The organism is Pseudoclavibacter sp. Marseille-Q434, assembly GCF_050315415.1.
In the GTDB taxonomy this organism is placed as follows: Bacteria; Actinomycetota; Actinomycetes; order Actinomycetales; family Microbacteriaceae; genus Pseudoclavibacter.
Genome location: NZ_JBNPQH010000005.1, coordinates 155,648 through 171,028 on the forward strand (window position 1 = coordinate 155,648; position 15,381 = coordinate 171,028).

General features: G+C 67.3%; 16 protein-coding genes. 11 read left to right on the forward strand and 5 right to left on the reverse strand.

Features of this window, described 5'->3' with window-relative positions:
• The first annotated feature begins 151 nt into the window (after positions 1-151).
• Positions 152-646, forward strand: a complete 495-nt coding sequence (locus ACQFZP_RS17235; protein WP_211892206.1) for a GAF domain-containing protein — start codon at positions 152-154, stop codon at positions 644-646.
• Between the two features lie 104 nt (positions 647-750).
• Here ACQFZP_RS17235 and ACQFZP_RS17240 read toward each other — a convergent pair whose 3' ends face one another.
• Complete coding sequence (locus ACQFZP_RS17240) at positions 751-1,929, reverse strand: MFS transporter (RefSeq protein ID WP_211892207.1); 1,179 nt, start codon at positions 1,927-1,929, stop codon at positions 751-753.
• Between the two features lie 264 nt (positions 1,930-2,193).
• On the opposite strand from ACQFZP_RS17240, the gene ACQFZP_RS17245 reads away from it, so the two are divergent.
• From ACQFZP_RS17245 to ACQFZP_RS17260, 4 genes are all read left to right on the forward strand, one after another.
• Positions 2,194-4,095 (forward strand): beta-glucoside-specific PTS transporter subunit IIABC, encoded by a 1,902-nt coding sequence (locus ACQFZP_RS17245; protein WP_104310574.1) that lies wholly within the window; start codon positions 2,194-2,196, stop codon positions 4,093-4,095.
• Positions 4,082-5,536, forward strand: a complete 1,455-nt coding sequence (locus ACQFZP_RS17250) for a glycoside hydrolase family 1 protein (protein ID WP_211892208.1) — start codon at positions 4,082-4,084, stop codon at positions 5,534-5,536. Before ACQFZP_RS17245 ends, ACQFZP_RS17250 begins: the two co-directional genes overlap by 14 nt.
• Positions 5,537-5,630: 94 nt before the next feature.
• Positions 5,631-6,458 carry a PRD domain-containing protein gene (locus ACQFZP_RS17255; protein WP_211892209.1) on the forward strand — a complete coding sequence of 276 codons (828 nt, stop codon included), beginning with the start codon at positions 5,631-5,633 and terminating at the stop codon, positions 6,456-6,458.
• Positions 6,459-6,627: 169 nt separating this feature from the next.
• Complete coding sequence (locus ACQFZP_RS17260) at positions 6,628-7,146, forward strand: hypothetical protein (RefSeq protein WP_211892210.1); 519 nt, start codon at positions 6,628-6,630, stop codon at positions 7,144-7,146.
• Here ACQFZP_RS17260 and nhaA read toward each other — a convergent pair.
• Positions 7,137-8,495, reverse strand: coding sequence for a Na+/H+ antiporter NhaA (gene nhaA / locus ACQFZP_RS17265; protein ID WP_211892211.1), 1,359 nt, complete (start codon positions 8,493-8,495; stop codon positions 7,137-7,139). The two genes, ACQFZP_RS17260 and nhaA, sit on opposite strands and share 10 nt — an antisense overlap.
• An 86-nt stretch (positions 8,496-8,581) precedes the next feature.
• On the opposite strand from nhaA, the gene ACQFZP_RS17270 reads away from it, so the two are divergent.
• Positions 8,582-9,562, forward strand: a complete 981-nt coding sequence (locus tag ACQFZP_RS17270) for a TrkH family potassium uptake protein (RefSeq protein WP_211892230.1) — start codon at positions 8,582-8,584, stop codon at positions 9,560-9,562.
• A 16-nt stretch (positions 9,563-9,578) separates the two neighbouring features.
• Here ACQFZP_RS17270 and ACQFZP_RS17275 read toward each other — a convergent pair whose 3' ends face one another.
• On the reverse strand, positions 9,579-11,090 hold the full coding sequence (locus ACQFZP_RS17275; RefSeq protein WP_211892212.1) for a SulP family inorganic anion transporter: 1,512 nt from the start codon (positions 11,088-11,090) through the stop codon (positions 9,579-9,581).
• Between the two features lie 159 nt (positions 11,091-11,249).
• On the opposite strand from ACQFZP_RS17275, the gene ACQFZP_RS17280 reads away from it, so the two are divergent.
• From ACQFZP_RS17280 to ACQFZP_RS17300, 5 genes are all read left to right on the forward strand, one after another.
• Positions 11,250-11,621: a MerR family transcriptional regulator gene (locus tag ACQFZP_RS17280; RefSeq protein WP_104310175.1), complete on the forward strand. Its 372-nt coding sequence runs from the start codon at positions 11,250-11,252 to the stop codon at positions 11,619-11,621.
• Between the two features lie 81 nt (positions 11,622-11,702).
• Positions 11,703-12,242, forward strand: coding sequence for a helix-turn-helix domain-containing protein (locus ACQFZP_RS17285; RefSeq protein WP_211892213.1), 540 nt, complete (start codon positions 11,703-11,705; stop codon positions 12,240-12,242).
• A 113-nt stretch (positions 12,243-12,355) separates the two neighbouring features.
• Positions 12,356-12,583 carry a PLDc N-terminal domain-containing protein gene (locus tag ACQFZP_RS17290; protein ID WP_211892214.1) on the forward strand — a complete coding sequence of 76 codons (228 nt, stop codon included), beginning with the start codon at positions 12,356-12,358 and terminating at the stop codon, positions 12,581-12,583.
• Entirely contained in the window at positions 12,580-13,500 is a 921-nt protein-coding gene (locus ACQFZP_RS17295; protein WP_211892215.1) for an ABC transporter ATP-binding protein, read from the forward strand. The genes ACQFZP_RS17290 and ACQFZP_RS17295 overlap by 4 nt, the downstream gene beginning before the upstream one ends.
• Positions 13,497-14,249: a hypothetical protein gene (locus tag ACQFZP_RS17300; RefSeq protein ID WP_211892216.1), complete on the forward strand. Its 753-nt coding sequence runs from the start codon at positions 13,497-13,499 to the stop codon at positions 14,247-14,249. Before ACQFZP_RS17295 ends, ACQFZP_RS17300 begins: the two co-directional genes overlap by 4 nt.
• Positions 14,250-14,684: 435 nt before the next feature.
• Here ACQFZP_RS17300 and ACQFZP_RS17305 read toward each other — a convergent pair whose 3' ends face one another.
• On the reverse strand, positions 14,685-14,933 hold the full coding sequence (locus tag ACQFZP_RS17305; protein WP_211892217.1) for a hypothetical protein: 249 nt from the start codon (positions 14,931-14,933) through the stop codon (positions 14,685-14,687).
• 76 nt (positions 14,934-15,009) lie between these two features.
• Positions 15,010-15,381: hypothetical protein (locus ACQFZP_RS17310; protein WP_211892218.1), on the reverse strand; the 372-nt coding region annotated here is incomplete at its 5' end.

A 15,381-nucleotide genomic window follows, 5' to 3' on the forward strand; every position in this document is an offset into this window, starting at 1 on the left:
GTTCCTACCACTCCTCGAGCTCCCTGGCTACCGGGTGCATCCCGACGCCCAGCCGCCCTACGCTCGGGCGGGACCAGGGTTGTGGAGCCGAGGAGGTCCCTCCATGCGACGAGAGCGCTTCGAACGGGCATTGGAGACATTGGCGGCGCCAGTGGACTCCCTGGACTGCACCGCTGACCTGTTCCTGCAGACGTTCCGAGTGACGGGCGCATCAGTGTCCACCATGGGCGACGTCCTCGGCAGCGCGACGTTGTCGGCCTCGAACGAGGTGGCGGCTCGGATCGACGAGATCCAGCTCGACCTCCGTGAGGGGCCATGCTGGGACGCGCTCGCGACGAGGAAGCCGGTGCTGACCGAGAACGTGACGGCGCTCCCTGCACACCGGTGGTCGGCGTTCAAGGATGCGGTCTCGCGAGAGCAGGTCGGTGCGCTGTTCGCGTTCCCGATGTTCGTCGGGCCCACGCCGATCGGGGCGGTGGACATGTACGCGAGCACGCCAGCAGGGTTCACCCCGATGCAGGTGCGTCAGGCGGTCGTGCTCGCAGACCTGCTCGCGAAGCAGGTTCTTCGCCTGTCCCTGGCCTCCGCCACCGACGCGCCGAAGGAGGCCCGTTGGAGATCTCGTCGCATCGAGGAGCGCCCGTGAGTCACGACCCACGCGGCAGTCGGCATCCTCCTGGCCAGTGATATCGGGCAGGCGGGCACGGTGCACGAGCTGCTGCAGAACTCGCCCGCCAGCTCGGTGCGGACTCACCCGGACAGGTCCCGGAGCCTCGGCGCACGCCAGTGCATGAGAAGCGCGGCGAGGCTCAGGAGCGTCGCGAACGCGGCAAGCACGATCTCCGTCGGCAGCACACCGCCGAGCAGCCCGATCGTGAGCACTGCCGAGGCCGACGCGGCATAGGTGGCGACGGCGAACTTCGATGCGAGCACGCTCTGCAGCTTTGGCGCAGCTCCCCGCGTCAGGTGCACGAGCGACGTCCGGTACGCCACGGCCCCTCCCCCGCCGACGAGCGCCAGCGCGATGAAGGCAAGCGCATTGCTCGTGGTCAGCACCGATGTCACCGCCAGCGCAGCGCCGACGGCGAAGGCGAGGTGACCGCTCGCCCTGGGAAGCAAGCGCCCGAGGGGCGCGCTCCCGAGCTGGGCGATGGCCGCGGCCACGAGCATCGTGACACTTCCCGCGAACTGCGCGGCTGGCATGGCGGCGTCAGCGAAGATCGTCGGCGCGTACACGACACCGGCGCTGAGCCCTGTCCACACGATGGCGGCACGCAGGATCGTCCCCACGTCTGCGCGCGTCAGTCGATGAGATGGCGCGGCATCGGTCGTGCTCCTCGGCGGTTCACCCTGCGGCACCCGTGCCCCCGCCCGTGCCCGGAGCAGGAGGAGAAGCGCAACGGCGAGCAGCAGCGAGACTCCGGCACCCGTGACGTACATGAGCGTCACGCCGGCGGTGCTCTCGACCGCCGCCACGCCCTGCGCGATGGCAGTGCCGACGACCGCGCCGACGAGGTTCCCCGTAGCGGCCAAGCCCCGCCCGCGCCCCTGCAGCGCCTCGACGACCAGACCTGCCGCGCCACCGGTGGCGAGCCCGACCGCGATACCTGTTGCAGCCCGCCCCGCGAGGATCTGCCAGTCCACGGGCGACGCGAGAAGCGCATTCGCGCAGGCCGCGACCAGCAGCGCCACGACCACGGCCGCACCCGGTGACACGCGCACGCGGGAGAAGCCGACCACCAAGAGGGTCAGGACCGCCGCGGACACGTAGGCCACGAATGTCAGCGAGACTCCGAGCGGGCCCAGCGGAACCTCGACCCGGAGCATCGGAAGCAGCGGGTTGATGCTGTTGGCACCCGCGATCACGAAGCCGAATGCGAGAGCCGCAAGCGCCGCCAGGGCACGCTCCCTGGTGCTGGGATTCGTCAAGGGGACTCCAGTCGTCGCTCTCCGGTCGGATCGCGAAGGCCCCGTAGGTCACCTGGCGTGAAGGTGCCACGCACGCACCCTGCTGAGGCCGAGTGTACCTCCGAACCGACGGTGGACACCGATCCGGGATCCGTGTATGTTCATGCAACGGACATGTGACTGGTCATGCAGGCAGGATCCGATTGTTGCTCTTCAGAGCTAACGGTCGGGTCCTTTTTTGTTGCCCGGATGCGGTCCCCCGGAGTTCCAATGGAGGAGCACAACATGAACATCAGCTCAGAGGCAGCCGAGATCCTCGAGCACGTCGGCGGGAGCAGCAACGTGTCTGCCCTGCAGCACTGCTCGACCCGTCTGAGGTTTACCCTCGCCGACGACAGCACCGTCGACGAGTCGGCACTCAAGTCCATCCCGGGCGTGCTCGGCGTCGTCCGAGGCCCGCAGACGCAGGTCATCGTGGGAGGACGAGTTCTCGAGTACTACCGAGCGGTCGAGAAGCTCCGCTCAGGGTCACCGACCGCCACCGCAGCCGAGAAGACCCGAACCCCGTGGACCGTCAAGCGGGTCGGCTCGAAGGTGCTGGACTTCGTCGTCAGCGTCTTCGTGCCCATCATCCCCGCGATCGCGGGCGCCGGCATCTTCAAGTCGCTGCTCGTCCTGGCAGCGGCCCTTGGCTGGATCGACCGCGAGACGGACTCGTACGCGCTCATCTCCGCCGTCCCCGACGCGGTGTTCGCCTTCCTGCCGCTCCTCGTCGCCTACACCACGGCCAAGAAGCTCGACGTCAACCGCCCGGTGGCGCTCGGCACGGTGGCGCTCCTGCTCTTCCCCGCCTTCACGGCCCTCGTGACCCAGGAAGGCGGCACAGCGCTGTTCGGGATCCCCGTCCCCGTCGTCAACTACAACTCGCAGGTGTTCCCCGCAATCCTCGCCGTGCTGCTGCTCTGGGGCACCGAGCGCTTCTTCACGAAGTTCTCCTGGCCGCCCATCCGAACGTTCTTCGTGCCCCTGATGTGCTACCTCGTCGTGGCCCCCGCGACCGTCTTCCTCATCGGCCCGCTCGGCTTCGAGATCGGCGACCTCTTCGCCGGCCTCCTCTTCAACTTCCACAACACCTTCGGGTGGATCGCCGTCGCGCTCCTCGCCGCCATCCTGCCGTTCCTCATCTCGGTCGGCATGCACAAGCCGCTGCTGCCCCCGACGATCACGACGATGGCGACCTACGGCAAGGAGAGCTTCTACCTGACCGCGTCGCTCGCCCACAACATCTCCGAGGCGGGGGCGAGCTTCGCCGTGGCCCTCCGCACCCGCAACCAGGGGCTCCGGGCGATCGCCGTCTCAGCTGGCTTCTCAGCGCTGTTCGGCGTCACCGAGCCCGCCCTCTACGGCGTGACGCTGCAGAACCGTCGAGCCCTCATCGCCGTCCTCGCCGGCGCCATCACCTCCGGCGCCTACCTCGGCATCACGTTCGTCGACACGTTCGCGATCGTCAGCCCCGGCCTGGCCAGCATCTCCATGTTCATCGACTCGCTCGACCCGTGGAACCTCATCCACGCGCTGATCGGTCTCGTCATCGGGCTCGTCGTCTCCTTCGTGGTCGGGGTGGTCCTCTGGAAGGACTCGGACTCCGGCACCCTGCGAGTGCTCGGCCAAGCCGAGAGCCAGCCGCTGGACGCAGCGGACGACACGGTGTCGCTCGCCATCGTGGCCCCCATGAAGGGCGAGGTCGTCGAGCTCTCATCCCTCGAGGACGGGGTCTTCTCATCCGGCGTCCTCGGAGAAGGCGTCGCGATACGCCCCGCCGACGGACGTGTCGTGGCACCCGTCACGGGAACCGTCACCTCCATGCTGGACTCACGGCACGCCATCGGCATCCGCACCGACGACGGCGTCGAAGTCCTCGTCCACGTGGGCATGGACACCGTCGCGCTCGACGGTGCACCCTTCACGACGCACGTCGCGCAGGGCGACCGCGTCGAAGCGGGACAGCCCGTCATCGACGCCGACCTCGACGCGATCAGGGCAGCCGGACTCGACACCATCACACCCGTCGTCGTCGTGAACTCAGCAGGAAGAGACGTGCGATTCACGACGGGTCAGCACACCGAGCGTGCAGCACAGCTCATCGAACTCACCACCATCAAGGAGACCGCAAATGGCACTGTCTGACACCTTCCTCTGGGGCGGCGCACTCGCCGCGAACCAAGCCGAAGGCGGCTGGGGAGAAGACGGGCGAGGCTGGGTCGTCACCGACGTGCTCCGCCGGCACCCGAACGCCGACAACGACGACTTCGCGGCACTCCACGCGGTCACGCTGGAGAGCATCGCCGACGCCAAAGCCGACCCCGACCCCACGTACTTCCCGAAGCGGCGAGGCATCGACTTCGTGCACCGCTACCGGGAAGACCTCGCACTGTTCGCCGAGATGGGCTTCTCCGTCCTCCGTGTCTCGATCCTCTGGTCGCGCCTCTACCCGACCGGCGAGGAGCTGGAACCCAACGAAGCCGGCGTCGCCTACTACCTGGACCTGTTCGAGGAGATGCAGCGCCTCGGCATCCAGCCGCTCGTCACCCTCTCGCACTTCGATGCCCCCCTCGAACTGGCCGTGACGCGCAACGGCTGGCTCGATCGAGCCACCATCGGCCTGTTCGAGCGCTTCGCCCGCACCTGCTTCGAGAAGTTCGGGCACCTCGTGAAGATGTGGATCTCCTTCAACGAGATCGACGGCATGGAGCGCCACCCCTTCACCTCCGGTGGGATCATCGAGGAGACAGTGACGGAGACCTCGATCACGCAGGCCTGCTACACGGCGCTGCACCACCAGTTCGTCGCCGGGGCCTCGGCCACCCGCCTGCTGCGGGAGCTGCACCCGGACGCCCAGATGGGGTGCATGATCACGATGCTCACCACCTATCCCCGCACCTGCCACCCCGACGATGTCGCAGCGACGCGCGCCAAGGAGCGCCTCCTCTACATGTGCTCGGACGTGCAGGCCGGCGGTTCGTACTCGCCGATCGTGCTGCGCCAGCTCGCAGAGATGGGCGTCACGGTTCCGTTCGAGGAGGGCGATGCCGAGCTCCTCCGCGAGAACACCGCGGACTTCGTCTCGTTCAGCTACTACATGTCGATGACCGAATCCGTCGATCCCGATGCAGAGCGCACTCCGGGCAACACGGTGCTCGGCGTGAAGAACCCCTACCTGGGTTCTTCCGAGTGGGGGTGGCAGATCGACCCCATCGGGCTGCGCATCTCACTGCTCGACCTCTACGACCGCTACCGCAAGCCGCTCTTCATCGTCGAGAACGGGCTCGGGATGCGCGACACGGTCGATGCGGATGGCCGCATCCGCGACGACTACCGCGTCGAGTACTTCCGAGCGCACTTCGAGCAGATGATCCAGGCCGTCGACGAGGGCGTGGACCTGATGGGGTACACGAGTTGGGGCCCGATCGACCTCGTAAGCTCGTCGACGTCGCAGATGAGCAAGCGGTACGGCTTCATCCACGTGGACCTGGACGACCTCGGCAACGGCACCTTGGAGCGCCGACGCAAGGACTCGTTCCACTGGTACCGACAGGTCATCGAGTCCAACGGCTCGAATCTCAACTGAGCCGATCGGCTGAGCTGAGCTGAGCGCAGCACGGCTCAGCTCAGCCCTCTCAGCTCGAGAGCAGAAACTACTAGCGGCGTCAAAGGAGACCCCCGTGCCCGCCATCAAGAAAGTCCTCAACTCCAGTGTGGTCCTCGTCGTCGACGACCGCGGCGTCGAGCGTGTCCTCCTGGGCAAGGGGATCGGGTACGGGCAGAAGCCGGGCGACGAGGTCTCACCGGCCATCACCGACCAGGAGTTCATCTCGCTCCCGGATGCGGACCACCGGAACCTCGTCGAGCTGCTCGCGCAGATACCGGCCGAGTACGTGGAGCTGACGAGGGAGATCGCCGCAGATGCGGCCCGGGCGGGACTGACCCTCGATCCACACGTGTACCTCACCCTCACCGACCACCTGCACTTCGCCGTGGAGCGACACCGACAGGGATTGACGCTCACCAACAGGCTCGCGTGGGAAGTGCGAACGGTCTACCCAGACCATCACGCGGTCGGCGTGAGCGCCCTCGAACATGTCGAGCGGCGGCTCGGAGTGCGACTCGGCGAGGAGGAAGCGGCCAATGTGGCCTTCCACCTCGTCAACGCCGACACAGGGAAGCCCGGGGTCGACTCCATGCGGGTCGTCGATCTCGTCGCGAAGGTCACCAGCATCGTGACCATGACGTCGGCGGTGCGAGTCTCACGCAAAGACCTCCACGCATCCCGCTTCCTGACGCACCTGCAGTTCTTCGCCGAACGGTTCTTCGCCGGCCAGCTGCTCGCCGGCGACGACTTCCTGTTCAGGAACCTCAGCGAGCGCGCCCCGCGCGCCATCGCCACCGCGGAGCGGGTTCGGACGTTCATCCGCGAAGCGCACGGGGTCGAGCTGCCCGACGAGGAAGTGGCCTTCCTCGCGGTGCACATCGCCCGCGCGTCCCCTGAGTGATGCCTCCGGGGGCGGGCAGGGCGAGCGCCCCGCGGGCCCTCCGCCGATGCTCCCCCGTTCTCGCCGGACTCGGACTAGTGTTGGCTTCCTGCCCTTGCGGGCTTGGTGCGCCGGGAAGTCTGGTCGGCAGCGATCGAACGATCGTTTCGCAGCAGAACGGACCCCACCTATGCCCCGCCCCTCGCTCCTCTTCGGCGACCAGATTCCCCACCTGCAGGCGTTCGCCGCCTCGACCGGAGTGGTCGACTGCCGAGCCGAACGGCCCGCATCCCTCACCATGAGCGCGCGAGCGTTCGTGGTGGCCATCGACCTCCGAACGTCATCGGCACCGCAGACCGCACGTCGACAGCTGAAGTCGGTTCTGAAGGATGCGGTCGTCGAAGCGCGCCGCTACGGGCAGTTCGCGCACTTCATCGTGGTGTATGCGGCGGATGCGACGAACCGCCGGCTCGACTCGGCGGCCGCCGGCCTGGCGATGCGCGTGCACGCGTCATTGGAGCGCGAGCTCGGCGAATCCGTCGACGTGGTCCTGCTCGACGTCACCGGCTGCGAGTCGCCCGAAGGGCTGAGCCGCCGGCTCGCCGCGCACATCCAGCGCCCCGCCGGAACAGCGTCCGACAGTGCGCTGCGATGGTCGGATGTGGAAGAGCGCAGCATCGCGGCGGCCGCGATGAGCGACTACTTCTGAACCTGCTCCGTCGCCGTCTGGAACACGTCCGGGATGCCGTCGCCATCCGCGTCGACGCGCTCCGCCTCGCGCAGCCGCCGGTACTTGCGGTTCCGCGCGCTCAGGATGACCGCTGCCGCGGCGGCGGCGATGACGGAAGCGAGCAGGATCGCGACCTTCGCGTGATCCTGTTCGGCGGACCCGGCCGGGAAACTGAGCTCGGCGATCAAGAGGGAGACGGTGAAGCCGATTCCCGCCAGCAGCGCCACCCCCGTGATGTCGATCCACCGCAGCTGCGGGTCGAGCGTGAAGCGCTTCGACCGGGTGACGAGCCACGTCGTGCTGACGATCCCGATGGGCTTGCCGAGCACGAGCGCTGCGACGACGCCGATCGTGACCGGGTCGGTGAGCGCGGACAGAAGGCCGTCGGCACCTCCCACGGCGACACCCGCGGAGAAGAACGCGAAGATCGGGACGGCGATGCCCGCCGAGATCGGACGGAAGCGATGCTCGAACTCCTCGGCCAGCCCCGCACGGTCGGGTGCCTCCGACCCCTTCTCCTGCAGGACGGGGATGGTGAAGGCCAGCAGGACTCCTGCGATGGTGGCGTGGATGCCGGAGGCGTGCAGGAACGCCCACGCGACGACGCCGATGGGCAGCAGCACGAGCCAGGCGGCGAACGCGTGGCGGTCGAAGAGGCTCCGATAGCGCTGCGCGATGAATCCGTACACGGCGATGACGCCCAGGGCGACCAGCAGCGGCACGAGGTCGATGGTGTCCGTGTAGAAGATCGCGATGATGCTGATCGCGAGCAGGTCATCCACGACGGCCAGCGTGAGGAGGAAGATGCGGAGCGGGCTCGGCAGGTGCGAGCCGATGAGCGCGAGCACGGCGACCGCGAAGGCGATGTCGGTTGCGGTGGGGATGGCCCAGCCGCCGAGCAGCTCAGGGGAACGCGCGACGACGAGCGCGTAGATGCCCGCTGGCACCGCGACGCCGCCGACAGCTGCCGCGATCGGCACTGCGGCCGTCCGGAAGCTGCGCAGGTCCCCGGAGACGAACTCGCGCTTGAGCTCGAGACCGACCATGAAGAAGAAGATCGCCAGCAGGCCGTCGGCCGCCCAGGCGCCCAGGCTCAGCTCCAGGTGCCAGGGCTCGTACCCGATGCGGAAGTCGCGCAGCGCGAAGTAGCTGTCAGCGGCGGGCGAGTTGGCCCACACGACGGCGACGAGGGCCATGACGGCGAGGAGCACTCCCCCGACGGTCTCCTTGCGGAGGATGTCGCCGATGCGGCGGGATTCGCGGTAGCTTCCTCGAGCGGGAACGGCGACCGGGGTCTGCTCGGTGGTCGGGGACGGCGTTTCGGACACGGTGGTGCTCCAGACGGGTTCGACGACAGGACATCGTCGACCAGGCTTCCCGACACACCGCGGCACAGTTTACCGTCGTGAACCTGATGCATCGCGTGACGCGACGGCTCCGCGTGGTGCTGCTGACCACGTTCACGATCGAGGCCGCCATCATGGTGGTGCTCGTGCCGGCATTCACCGCAACCGAGGGGTCGTTCGGCCTCGGCCTCTGGCACGGGCTGTTCTTCGCGGTGTCCGCGTTTGGCAACGCCGGCTTCACCCTGCATGCGGAGGGGCTCGCCACCTTTGACGGAAACTTCGCGATCCTCATCCCGATCATGGTCGGCGTGTTCGTCGGCAGCCTCGGCTTCCCCGTCTTCCTCAACCTGATTCGAGCGCGTTGGGTGCGGAAGCAGTGGACGCTGCACACGAAGCTCACGCTGGCGACGACGCTCATCCTCCTCGCTCTCGGCGCCGTCGGCTGGTGCGTCGCAGAGTGGAACAACCCCGCCACCATCGGTAAGCGCTCGGTGCCGGACAGCATCTTCCACGGGCTCTTCGCCTCGGTCATGATGCGCTCCGGGGGCTTCTCGATCGTCGATCCCGCCATGTCGTCGCCGACGGCCTGGCTGTTCACGGATGCGCTCGTGTTCGTGGGCGGCGGGTCCGCCTCGACCGCCGGCGGCATCAAGGTCACCACTCTCGCCGTCCTGTTCCTCGCGATCGTCGCCGAAGCCCGAGGCAGCAAGCACGTGAACGTGGCGGGCCGCCGCATCCCGGTCGGCACGCAGCGTCTCGCGATCAGCGTCACCTTCCTCGGGGCCACGCTCGTGCTCGTCTCCACGTCCATGATCATGCTGACGAACCCGGTCGGGCTCGACCGAGCGCTCTTCGAGGTCATCTCGGCGTTCGCGACCTGCGGGCTCTCCATCGGCCTCTCCGAGGAGCTCAACCCCTTCGGCAAGTACGTGCTCTCCGCGCTCATGCTCATGGGTCGAGTCGGCCCGATCGCGCTCGCGACGGCGCTCGCCGTGCGTCAGCGCAACGTGCTCTTCACACTGCCGGAGGAACGCCCGGTCATCGGGTAGCAGCGCGGCCACGGGGTCAGTGGCTCGACGCCACTCCGCCGCTGAGCCGTTGGTGGAAGGCGGCGGTCGCGTCGTTCATGCCCACGATGTGCACGCGCTTGCCGTGGGCCTCATACTTCGTGACGATGGCATCGAGCGCGGCGACGGTGGAGGCATCCCAGATGTGCGAGCGGGCCATGTCGATGATGATGCGGTCCGGGTCTGACGTGTACTCGAACTGCGTAGTGAGGTCGTTGCTGGAGGCGAAGAACAGCTCTCCCTCCACGTCGTAGTGGGCGGTGTCGCCGTCGATGCGACGGGTGACGTTGGTGAAGTGCGCGACGCGGCGGGCGAAGAGGACCATGGCGACGAGGACGCCGAGGACGACGCCGATGGCGAGGTTGTGGGTCCAGACGGTCGCGATGACGGTGATGACCATGACTGCGAGTTCGCTCTTGGGCATGCGCTTCAGCGTGGCGGGGGTGATGCTGTGCCAGTCGAAGGTCGCGATGGAGACGACGATCATCACGGCGACGAGGGCTGCCATGGGGATGACCGCGACCACGTCTCCGAGCGCGAGGACGAGAACCAGCAGGAAGACGCCGGCGAGGAACGTCGAGATGCGGGTGCGAGCGCCGGATGCTTTCACGTTGATCATGGTCTGGCCGATCATCGCGCATCCGCCCATGCCGCCGAAGATGCCGGAGAGCATGTTAGCGACGCCCTGCGCCCAGGTCTCGCGGGTCTTGCGGGAGTGGGTGTCGGTGATCTCATCGACGAGCTTCGCGGTCATGAGCGACTCGAGGATGCCCACCACGGCCATCGCGATGGCGAACGGGGCGATAATCTGCAGCGTTTCCAGGCTGAGTGGCACGTTCGGGATGAACAGCTCGGGCAGGCTGCGCGGCAGCTCTCCCTGATCGCCGACGGTGGGCACGTTCAGGCCGAAGGCCACGGCGGCGCCGGTCAGGAGCACGATCGCGATGAGCGGCGCTGGCACGACCTTCGTGAGCCGCGGCAGCAGGTACATGATGAGGAGGCCTGCGACCACGAGCGGGTAGACGAGCCAGGGCACGCCGAGCAGCTGCGGCACCTGCGAGATGAAGATGAGGATGGCGAGGGCGTTCACGAACCCGACCATGACGCTGCGCGGGATGAAGCGCATGAGCTTCGCGACTCCGAGCAGGGCGAGGACGATCTGGATGAGGCCGCCGAGGATGACGGTGGCGATGAAGTACTCCATGCCGTAGTCGCGGGCGACGGGCGCGATGACAAGCGCGATGGCACCGGTCGCGGCCGTGATCATCGCGGGTCGACCGCCGAGGAACGAGATCCCGACGGCCATCACGAACGAGGAAAAGAGGCCGACCCGTGGGTCGACGCCGGCGATGATCGAGAATGCGATGGCTTCGGGGATGAGCGCGATCGCCACGACCAGACCAGCGAGCACCTCGCGAGTCAGGATGCGGGGGCTGCGCAGCGCCTGCAGCACGGTCGGCTCGATGCGGTAGCGGGCTGATGGGTCGGAAGTAGGGGTGACGGTGGTCACGGGAGCTCCTCGGTGGGTGCAGGAATAGGACGAGGGAGCACGCGCCGTTGCGCACCACGAGAGCCTGAGGCGTCTCGGAAAGAGTGAGAGGATCGCGGAGAACCGCAACCTCACGCAAACCTACCGTAACGTGAGAGTTAAGCCAAGAGGAGTGCCCGCATGGCCGAGGAGACGATGCAGATCGGCAAGCTCGCCGACCGCACCGGCATGTCCATTCGATCGCTGCGCCATTACGACGAGATCGGGCTCCTCGTGCCGTCTGCTCGCACCGACGGCGGGTTCCGCCTGTACACCGCAGAGGACGAGGAGCGCCTGCTGCTCATCCGGCGGATGAAGCCGCTCGGCTACAGCCTGGAGCAGATGCGAGAGCTGCTCGACGTCGTCGACGAGCTCGAGGCGCATCCGGAGAACACCGAAAACCAGGCCCGACTGGATGAGATTCGCACTGAAGCGCTTGAACGCCAGGCGAAGCTCCGCAAACAGGTAGCCGCTGCCGACGAGTTCGTCGCGCGCCTCGCCACCCTCAACTGACCCCACCCCCTGGAGTCGCCACAGAGCCGCTCGCACCTGTATCAGTATCAATATCAATATCAATACTGATACAGTCTGTTCATGGTCTCTTCGTCTCCCCTCCTGCACCCGATCCGGCTTCGCATCGTCCAGTCATTGCTCGCGAGTGACGAGCTGACCTCGCACGAACTGCACGAACGACTCGGCGACGTGCCGATCGCGACCCTGTACCGCCACATCAAGCACCTGCTCGAGCACGAGCTCATCGAGGTCGCGGGCGAACGGCGCGTGCGCGGCGCAAGTGAGCGCTCCTACCGTGTCGGGGCGAATCTGGCGAACCCGAGCTCGAATGAACTGCTGTCACTCACATCCGAGGAGCTGATGACCGTGTTCACGGTCTTCGTCTCCGGGTTGATCCGCGACTTCGGGACCTACGTGGACGGCGAGACGCGCGATCTCGTCCGCGACCGGGTGAGCTTCGCACAGGCGGACTTCTGGGCGACGGATGAGGAACTCGATGCCTTCTTCGCCTCCGTCATGGATGCGCTGGGCACGGTCATGGCGAACCCTTCCGGTGAGGGGCGCCGTCGCCGCGCGCTGACGACGATCGCGCTCCCCCGCCCCGAGATGGACGGCGCCTGACGCCCTCCGCGGCGCTTCGGCGGCCAGTCGCCCCTCAGCCCAGCTGACAGCGCACGACCTCCGAAGCACTCGCTTCCTCGGCACCTGACCCGAATCCACCGGATGGACACCCCATGAATGGCAACTTCGACCTGCTGGCCCCGCTCCTCCCTGTTCTCGCCCTCGTGCTCGTGCTCGTCGCGTGGTGCCTCGTCGATCTCGCCCGACGCCCCGAGGTGCGATATCTGCCCAAGATGGCCTGGGCCATGATCACGATCGCAGTGATCCCGTTCGGCGCCATCGCCTACGTCCTCCTCGGCCGCGGCCCGGCAGCCCCCCTTCGCGACAGCGACCTCCGGTGAGCACCAGCGATATCGCGCTCCGGGTCGATCGGATCACGCGCACGTTCGCCAAGGACACCGGCATCCGCGACATCACGTTCGAGGCGGCGAATCGGGGCATCACCGCCGTGATCGGACCGAACGGAGCGGGCAAGACCGTCCTCTTCACCATCATCGCGGGGCTCGCATCAGCCGACTCCGGACACGTCGTGTCCCAGCCCGGCGCACGGACGGCGTACTGCCCCGACGTTCCCGAGTTCGAGTCCTGGCTCACCGCGCGCGAGGTTGTCGAGAACTCCACCGCGATGTGCGGCGGCACCCCCAGCCGCATCGCACCACGAGAAGCGCTCGCCCTCTGCGGGCTGCGGAAGGTCGAGGACCGCGGTGTCGCGAACTTCTCGAGAGGCATGCTGCAACGCCTCGGGCTGGCAGCCGCGCTGGTCCTGGATCCCGACGTGCTCATCCTCGACGAACCCAACAGCGCGCTCGACCCGATCGGCCGAGCGGACATCCGAGCTGTGCTCGAGGAGCAACGACAGCACAGGTGCATCCTCCTCTCCAGCCACCTCCTCAGCGAAGTGGAACAGCTCGCCGACCACGTCGTGGTCATGAACGAGGGGCGCCTGATCTCGTCCGGAACGACGTCACAGCTCCTCACACGCGCTGCGGACCCCATCTGGAACATCCGACTCAACACACAGCTCACCCCGGAAGGGGCACGCACGTCCGAGCACATGCTCCGCGCACAGTTCCCGGAGGCGCGCATCCGCTTCACTAGTGACGCGATCTGTCAGGTGCGCTTCTCGAGCTTCGAGCAGGCGGACACAGAGCTCCCTCGGCTGATCGCCGCGCTGCCCGCCCCGCTCGTCGAAGTCACACTCGAGGATCGAGACCTCGACGCCGCATTCGCTCGGCTCATCGGAGACCCCCACCCATGACACGTGTTATCCGCACATCCGCTCGTGTGGAGAGCCTCCGACTCCTGCGGACAGGGCTCCTGCTCGGCATGATCGTGGCCTTCACGTTCTTCGGCCTCTCGGCGCCCGTTCTCGCAACCCACATGCAGGAGATCTTCGACGCAGCAGCGAGTGCCGAGCAGATCAGCATGACCGCCGCTGCCGCGACGCCCGCCGACGGGATCGCCCTCTACAACCAGAGCGCGATGCAGCTCGGCCTCATCCTGTCCGTCGCCACCGCGGTCACGTCGCTGACCTGGGACACAAGAGCCGGCTCGTCGATCTTCTACCGCACCCGCGTGAGAACGATCACTGCCCTCACCGTGCCCCGCCTCGGCGTGGACTGCCTGGCAGCGGTCGCGAGCTACACCCTCGGCCTGGCATGCGCGGGCATCGTCAGCGTGGCCGCGATCGGGCCCCTGACCGCGACGTTCATCAGCACGACCTGGGCCGCATCCACCGTGTACCTGGTGATGTCCATGAGCATCGGCTATCTGATCATGACGGCGATCCGCCGAACCGCCGCAGCCCTCGCGATCTCCGCAGTCCTCCTGCTGGCTCTCCCTCTCCTGAGCCAGGTGGATGCAGTGGCGGCTTGGTCTCCAACCTCGCTCCTCGCGCAGACAGACCTCACTGCACCCCCGCTCCTCGCAGCAGGTGCCCTGACCGTCGGTTGCGTTCTGGCTGCGGGGAGCATCGCGAGACGCCAGGCGCTTCGTCGCGACGCGTGACGGGACAGCGTCACGACGCTGGCACGAGGCGGCACTTCTCGAACTCGCGGAGGATGCGGCGGGTCAGCTCCTGCGCGAGAGTGCCATAACCTACGGCGGCGGATCGTAGGCCGCTACAGTGCCGTCCATGCAGTCCATGCGCAATGAGAGCAAGCGGAACGCCGGAACCTTCGGCTGGTCCTGTTCATAACGGGCGCGGCGTTCACGATCGCCTCGGCAGTGCTCCTGGCGACGGGCAACGCCAGCTGGCTGAACGTGGCCACCGGAGTGTGCGTCACGATTGTCGGATTCTCCAGCTACTCCAGCGGCCGCAAGGAGCGACGCCAGCAGGAGTTGGAGAATGACGACCGAGAAGCCCGCGAGCGCGAGACCGGCTACGACTCAGGTGTCCCTGAGCTAAGATCAGAGGTCGTCGCTGGTAGGGCGACCGTGGAGTCAGCTCGATGACAGATCCGGGGCCGCGACCGGAACAGCATGCCCGCCAGCAGCCATGATCTCGTCGACGAGCCCTTGAGCGGTGATCGCAATGATCTGGAAGTGATCGCGCTCGGCAGTGGTGCTCTCGTCGCGCTCAACGCTGTCGAGGGCGGCGTCGGCGTACTCCTGAAGAGCGGCGATGAGGACCGCGTGGCGTCCCTCATCGGTCAGATCGAGTGTCACGTGGTGGGGAGTCTGCTCAGTCATGGCGGCAGTCTCGCACTCTCACCCGAACCGAATGTGAGTCTGCACCCGGAGAGCAGAGTCGCTCGCCGAAGCGGCGTCAGGTCGACTCCTGCACCCGCCACGTCGCGGAGCGGCGGCGCGATCCCACCGCCATCCAGACCAGCAAACCGATGAACCCCGCCAGGCACAGCACCCCGCCCCCGAGGCGGACGCCAGGAGGCAGCCCCCACAGCTGAGCCGAGGAATCGAGCAGACCGAAGATCCCGCTGAGGATGAGGAACCCGGCCCCCGCCCCCAGCAGCCCCGCGAGCGCGACGATCCACCAGAGAGCCCTGCGCGTCCAGGTCCGAGGCGCGAAATGGTCCGCGTCTGCTGAGGTGTCCCGAACGAATCCATCGGGTCCTCCCCGGATTCCGCCGTGTGACTCCGCACCTCGCGAACGATGCGCTCGATGGCATCGATCGGGACG

Bases quoted from the DNA above. Each gene is read 5' to 3' on its own strand.
- ACQFZP_RS17245 (WP_104310574.1), top strand. From the start codon at position 2,194: ATGAACATCAGCTCAGAGGCAGCCGAGATCCTCGAGCACGTCGGCGGG.
- ACQFZP_RS17250 (WP_211892208.1), top strand. From the start codon at position 4,082: ATGGCACTGTCTGACACCTTCCTCTGGGGCGGCGCACTCGCCGCGAAC.
- ACQFZP_RS17260 (WP_211892210.1), top strand. From the start codon at position 6,628: ATGCCCCGCCCCTCGCTCCTCTTCGGCGACCAGATTCCCCACCTGCAG.
- ACQFZP_RS17270 (WP_211892230.1), top strand. From the start codon at position 8,582: ATGCATCGCGTGACGCGACGGCTCCGCGTGGTGCTGCTGACCACGTTC.
- ACQFZP_RS17280 (WP_104310175.1), top strand. From the start codon at position 11,250: ATGGCCGAGGAGACGATGCAGATCGGCAAGCTCGCCGACCGCACCGGC.
- ACQFZP_RS17285 (WP_211892213.1), top strand. From the start codon at position 11,703: ATGGTCTCTTCGTCTCCCCTCCTGCACCCGATCCGGCTTCGCATCGTC.
- ACQFZP_RS17290 (WP_211892214.1), top strand. From the start codon at position 12,356: ATGAATGGCAACTTCGACCTGCTGGCCCCGCTCCTCCCTGTTCTCGCC.
- ACQFZP_RS17300 (WP_211892216.1), top strand. From the start codon at position 13,497: ATGACACGTGTTATCCGCACATCCGCTCGTGTGGAGAGCCTCCGACTC.
- ACQFZP_RS17305 (WP_211892217.1), bottom strand. From the start codon at position 14,933: ATGACTGAGCAGACTCCCCACCACGTGACACTCGATCTGACCGATGAG.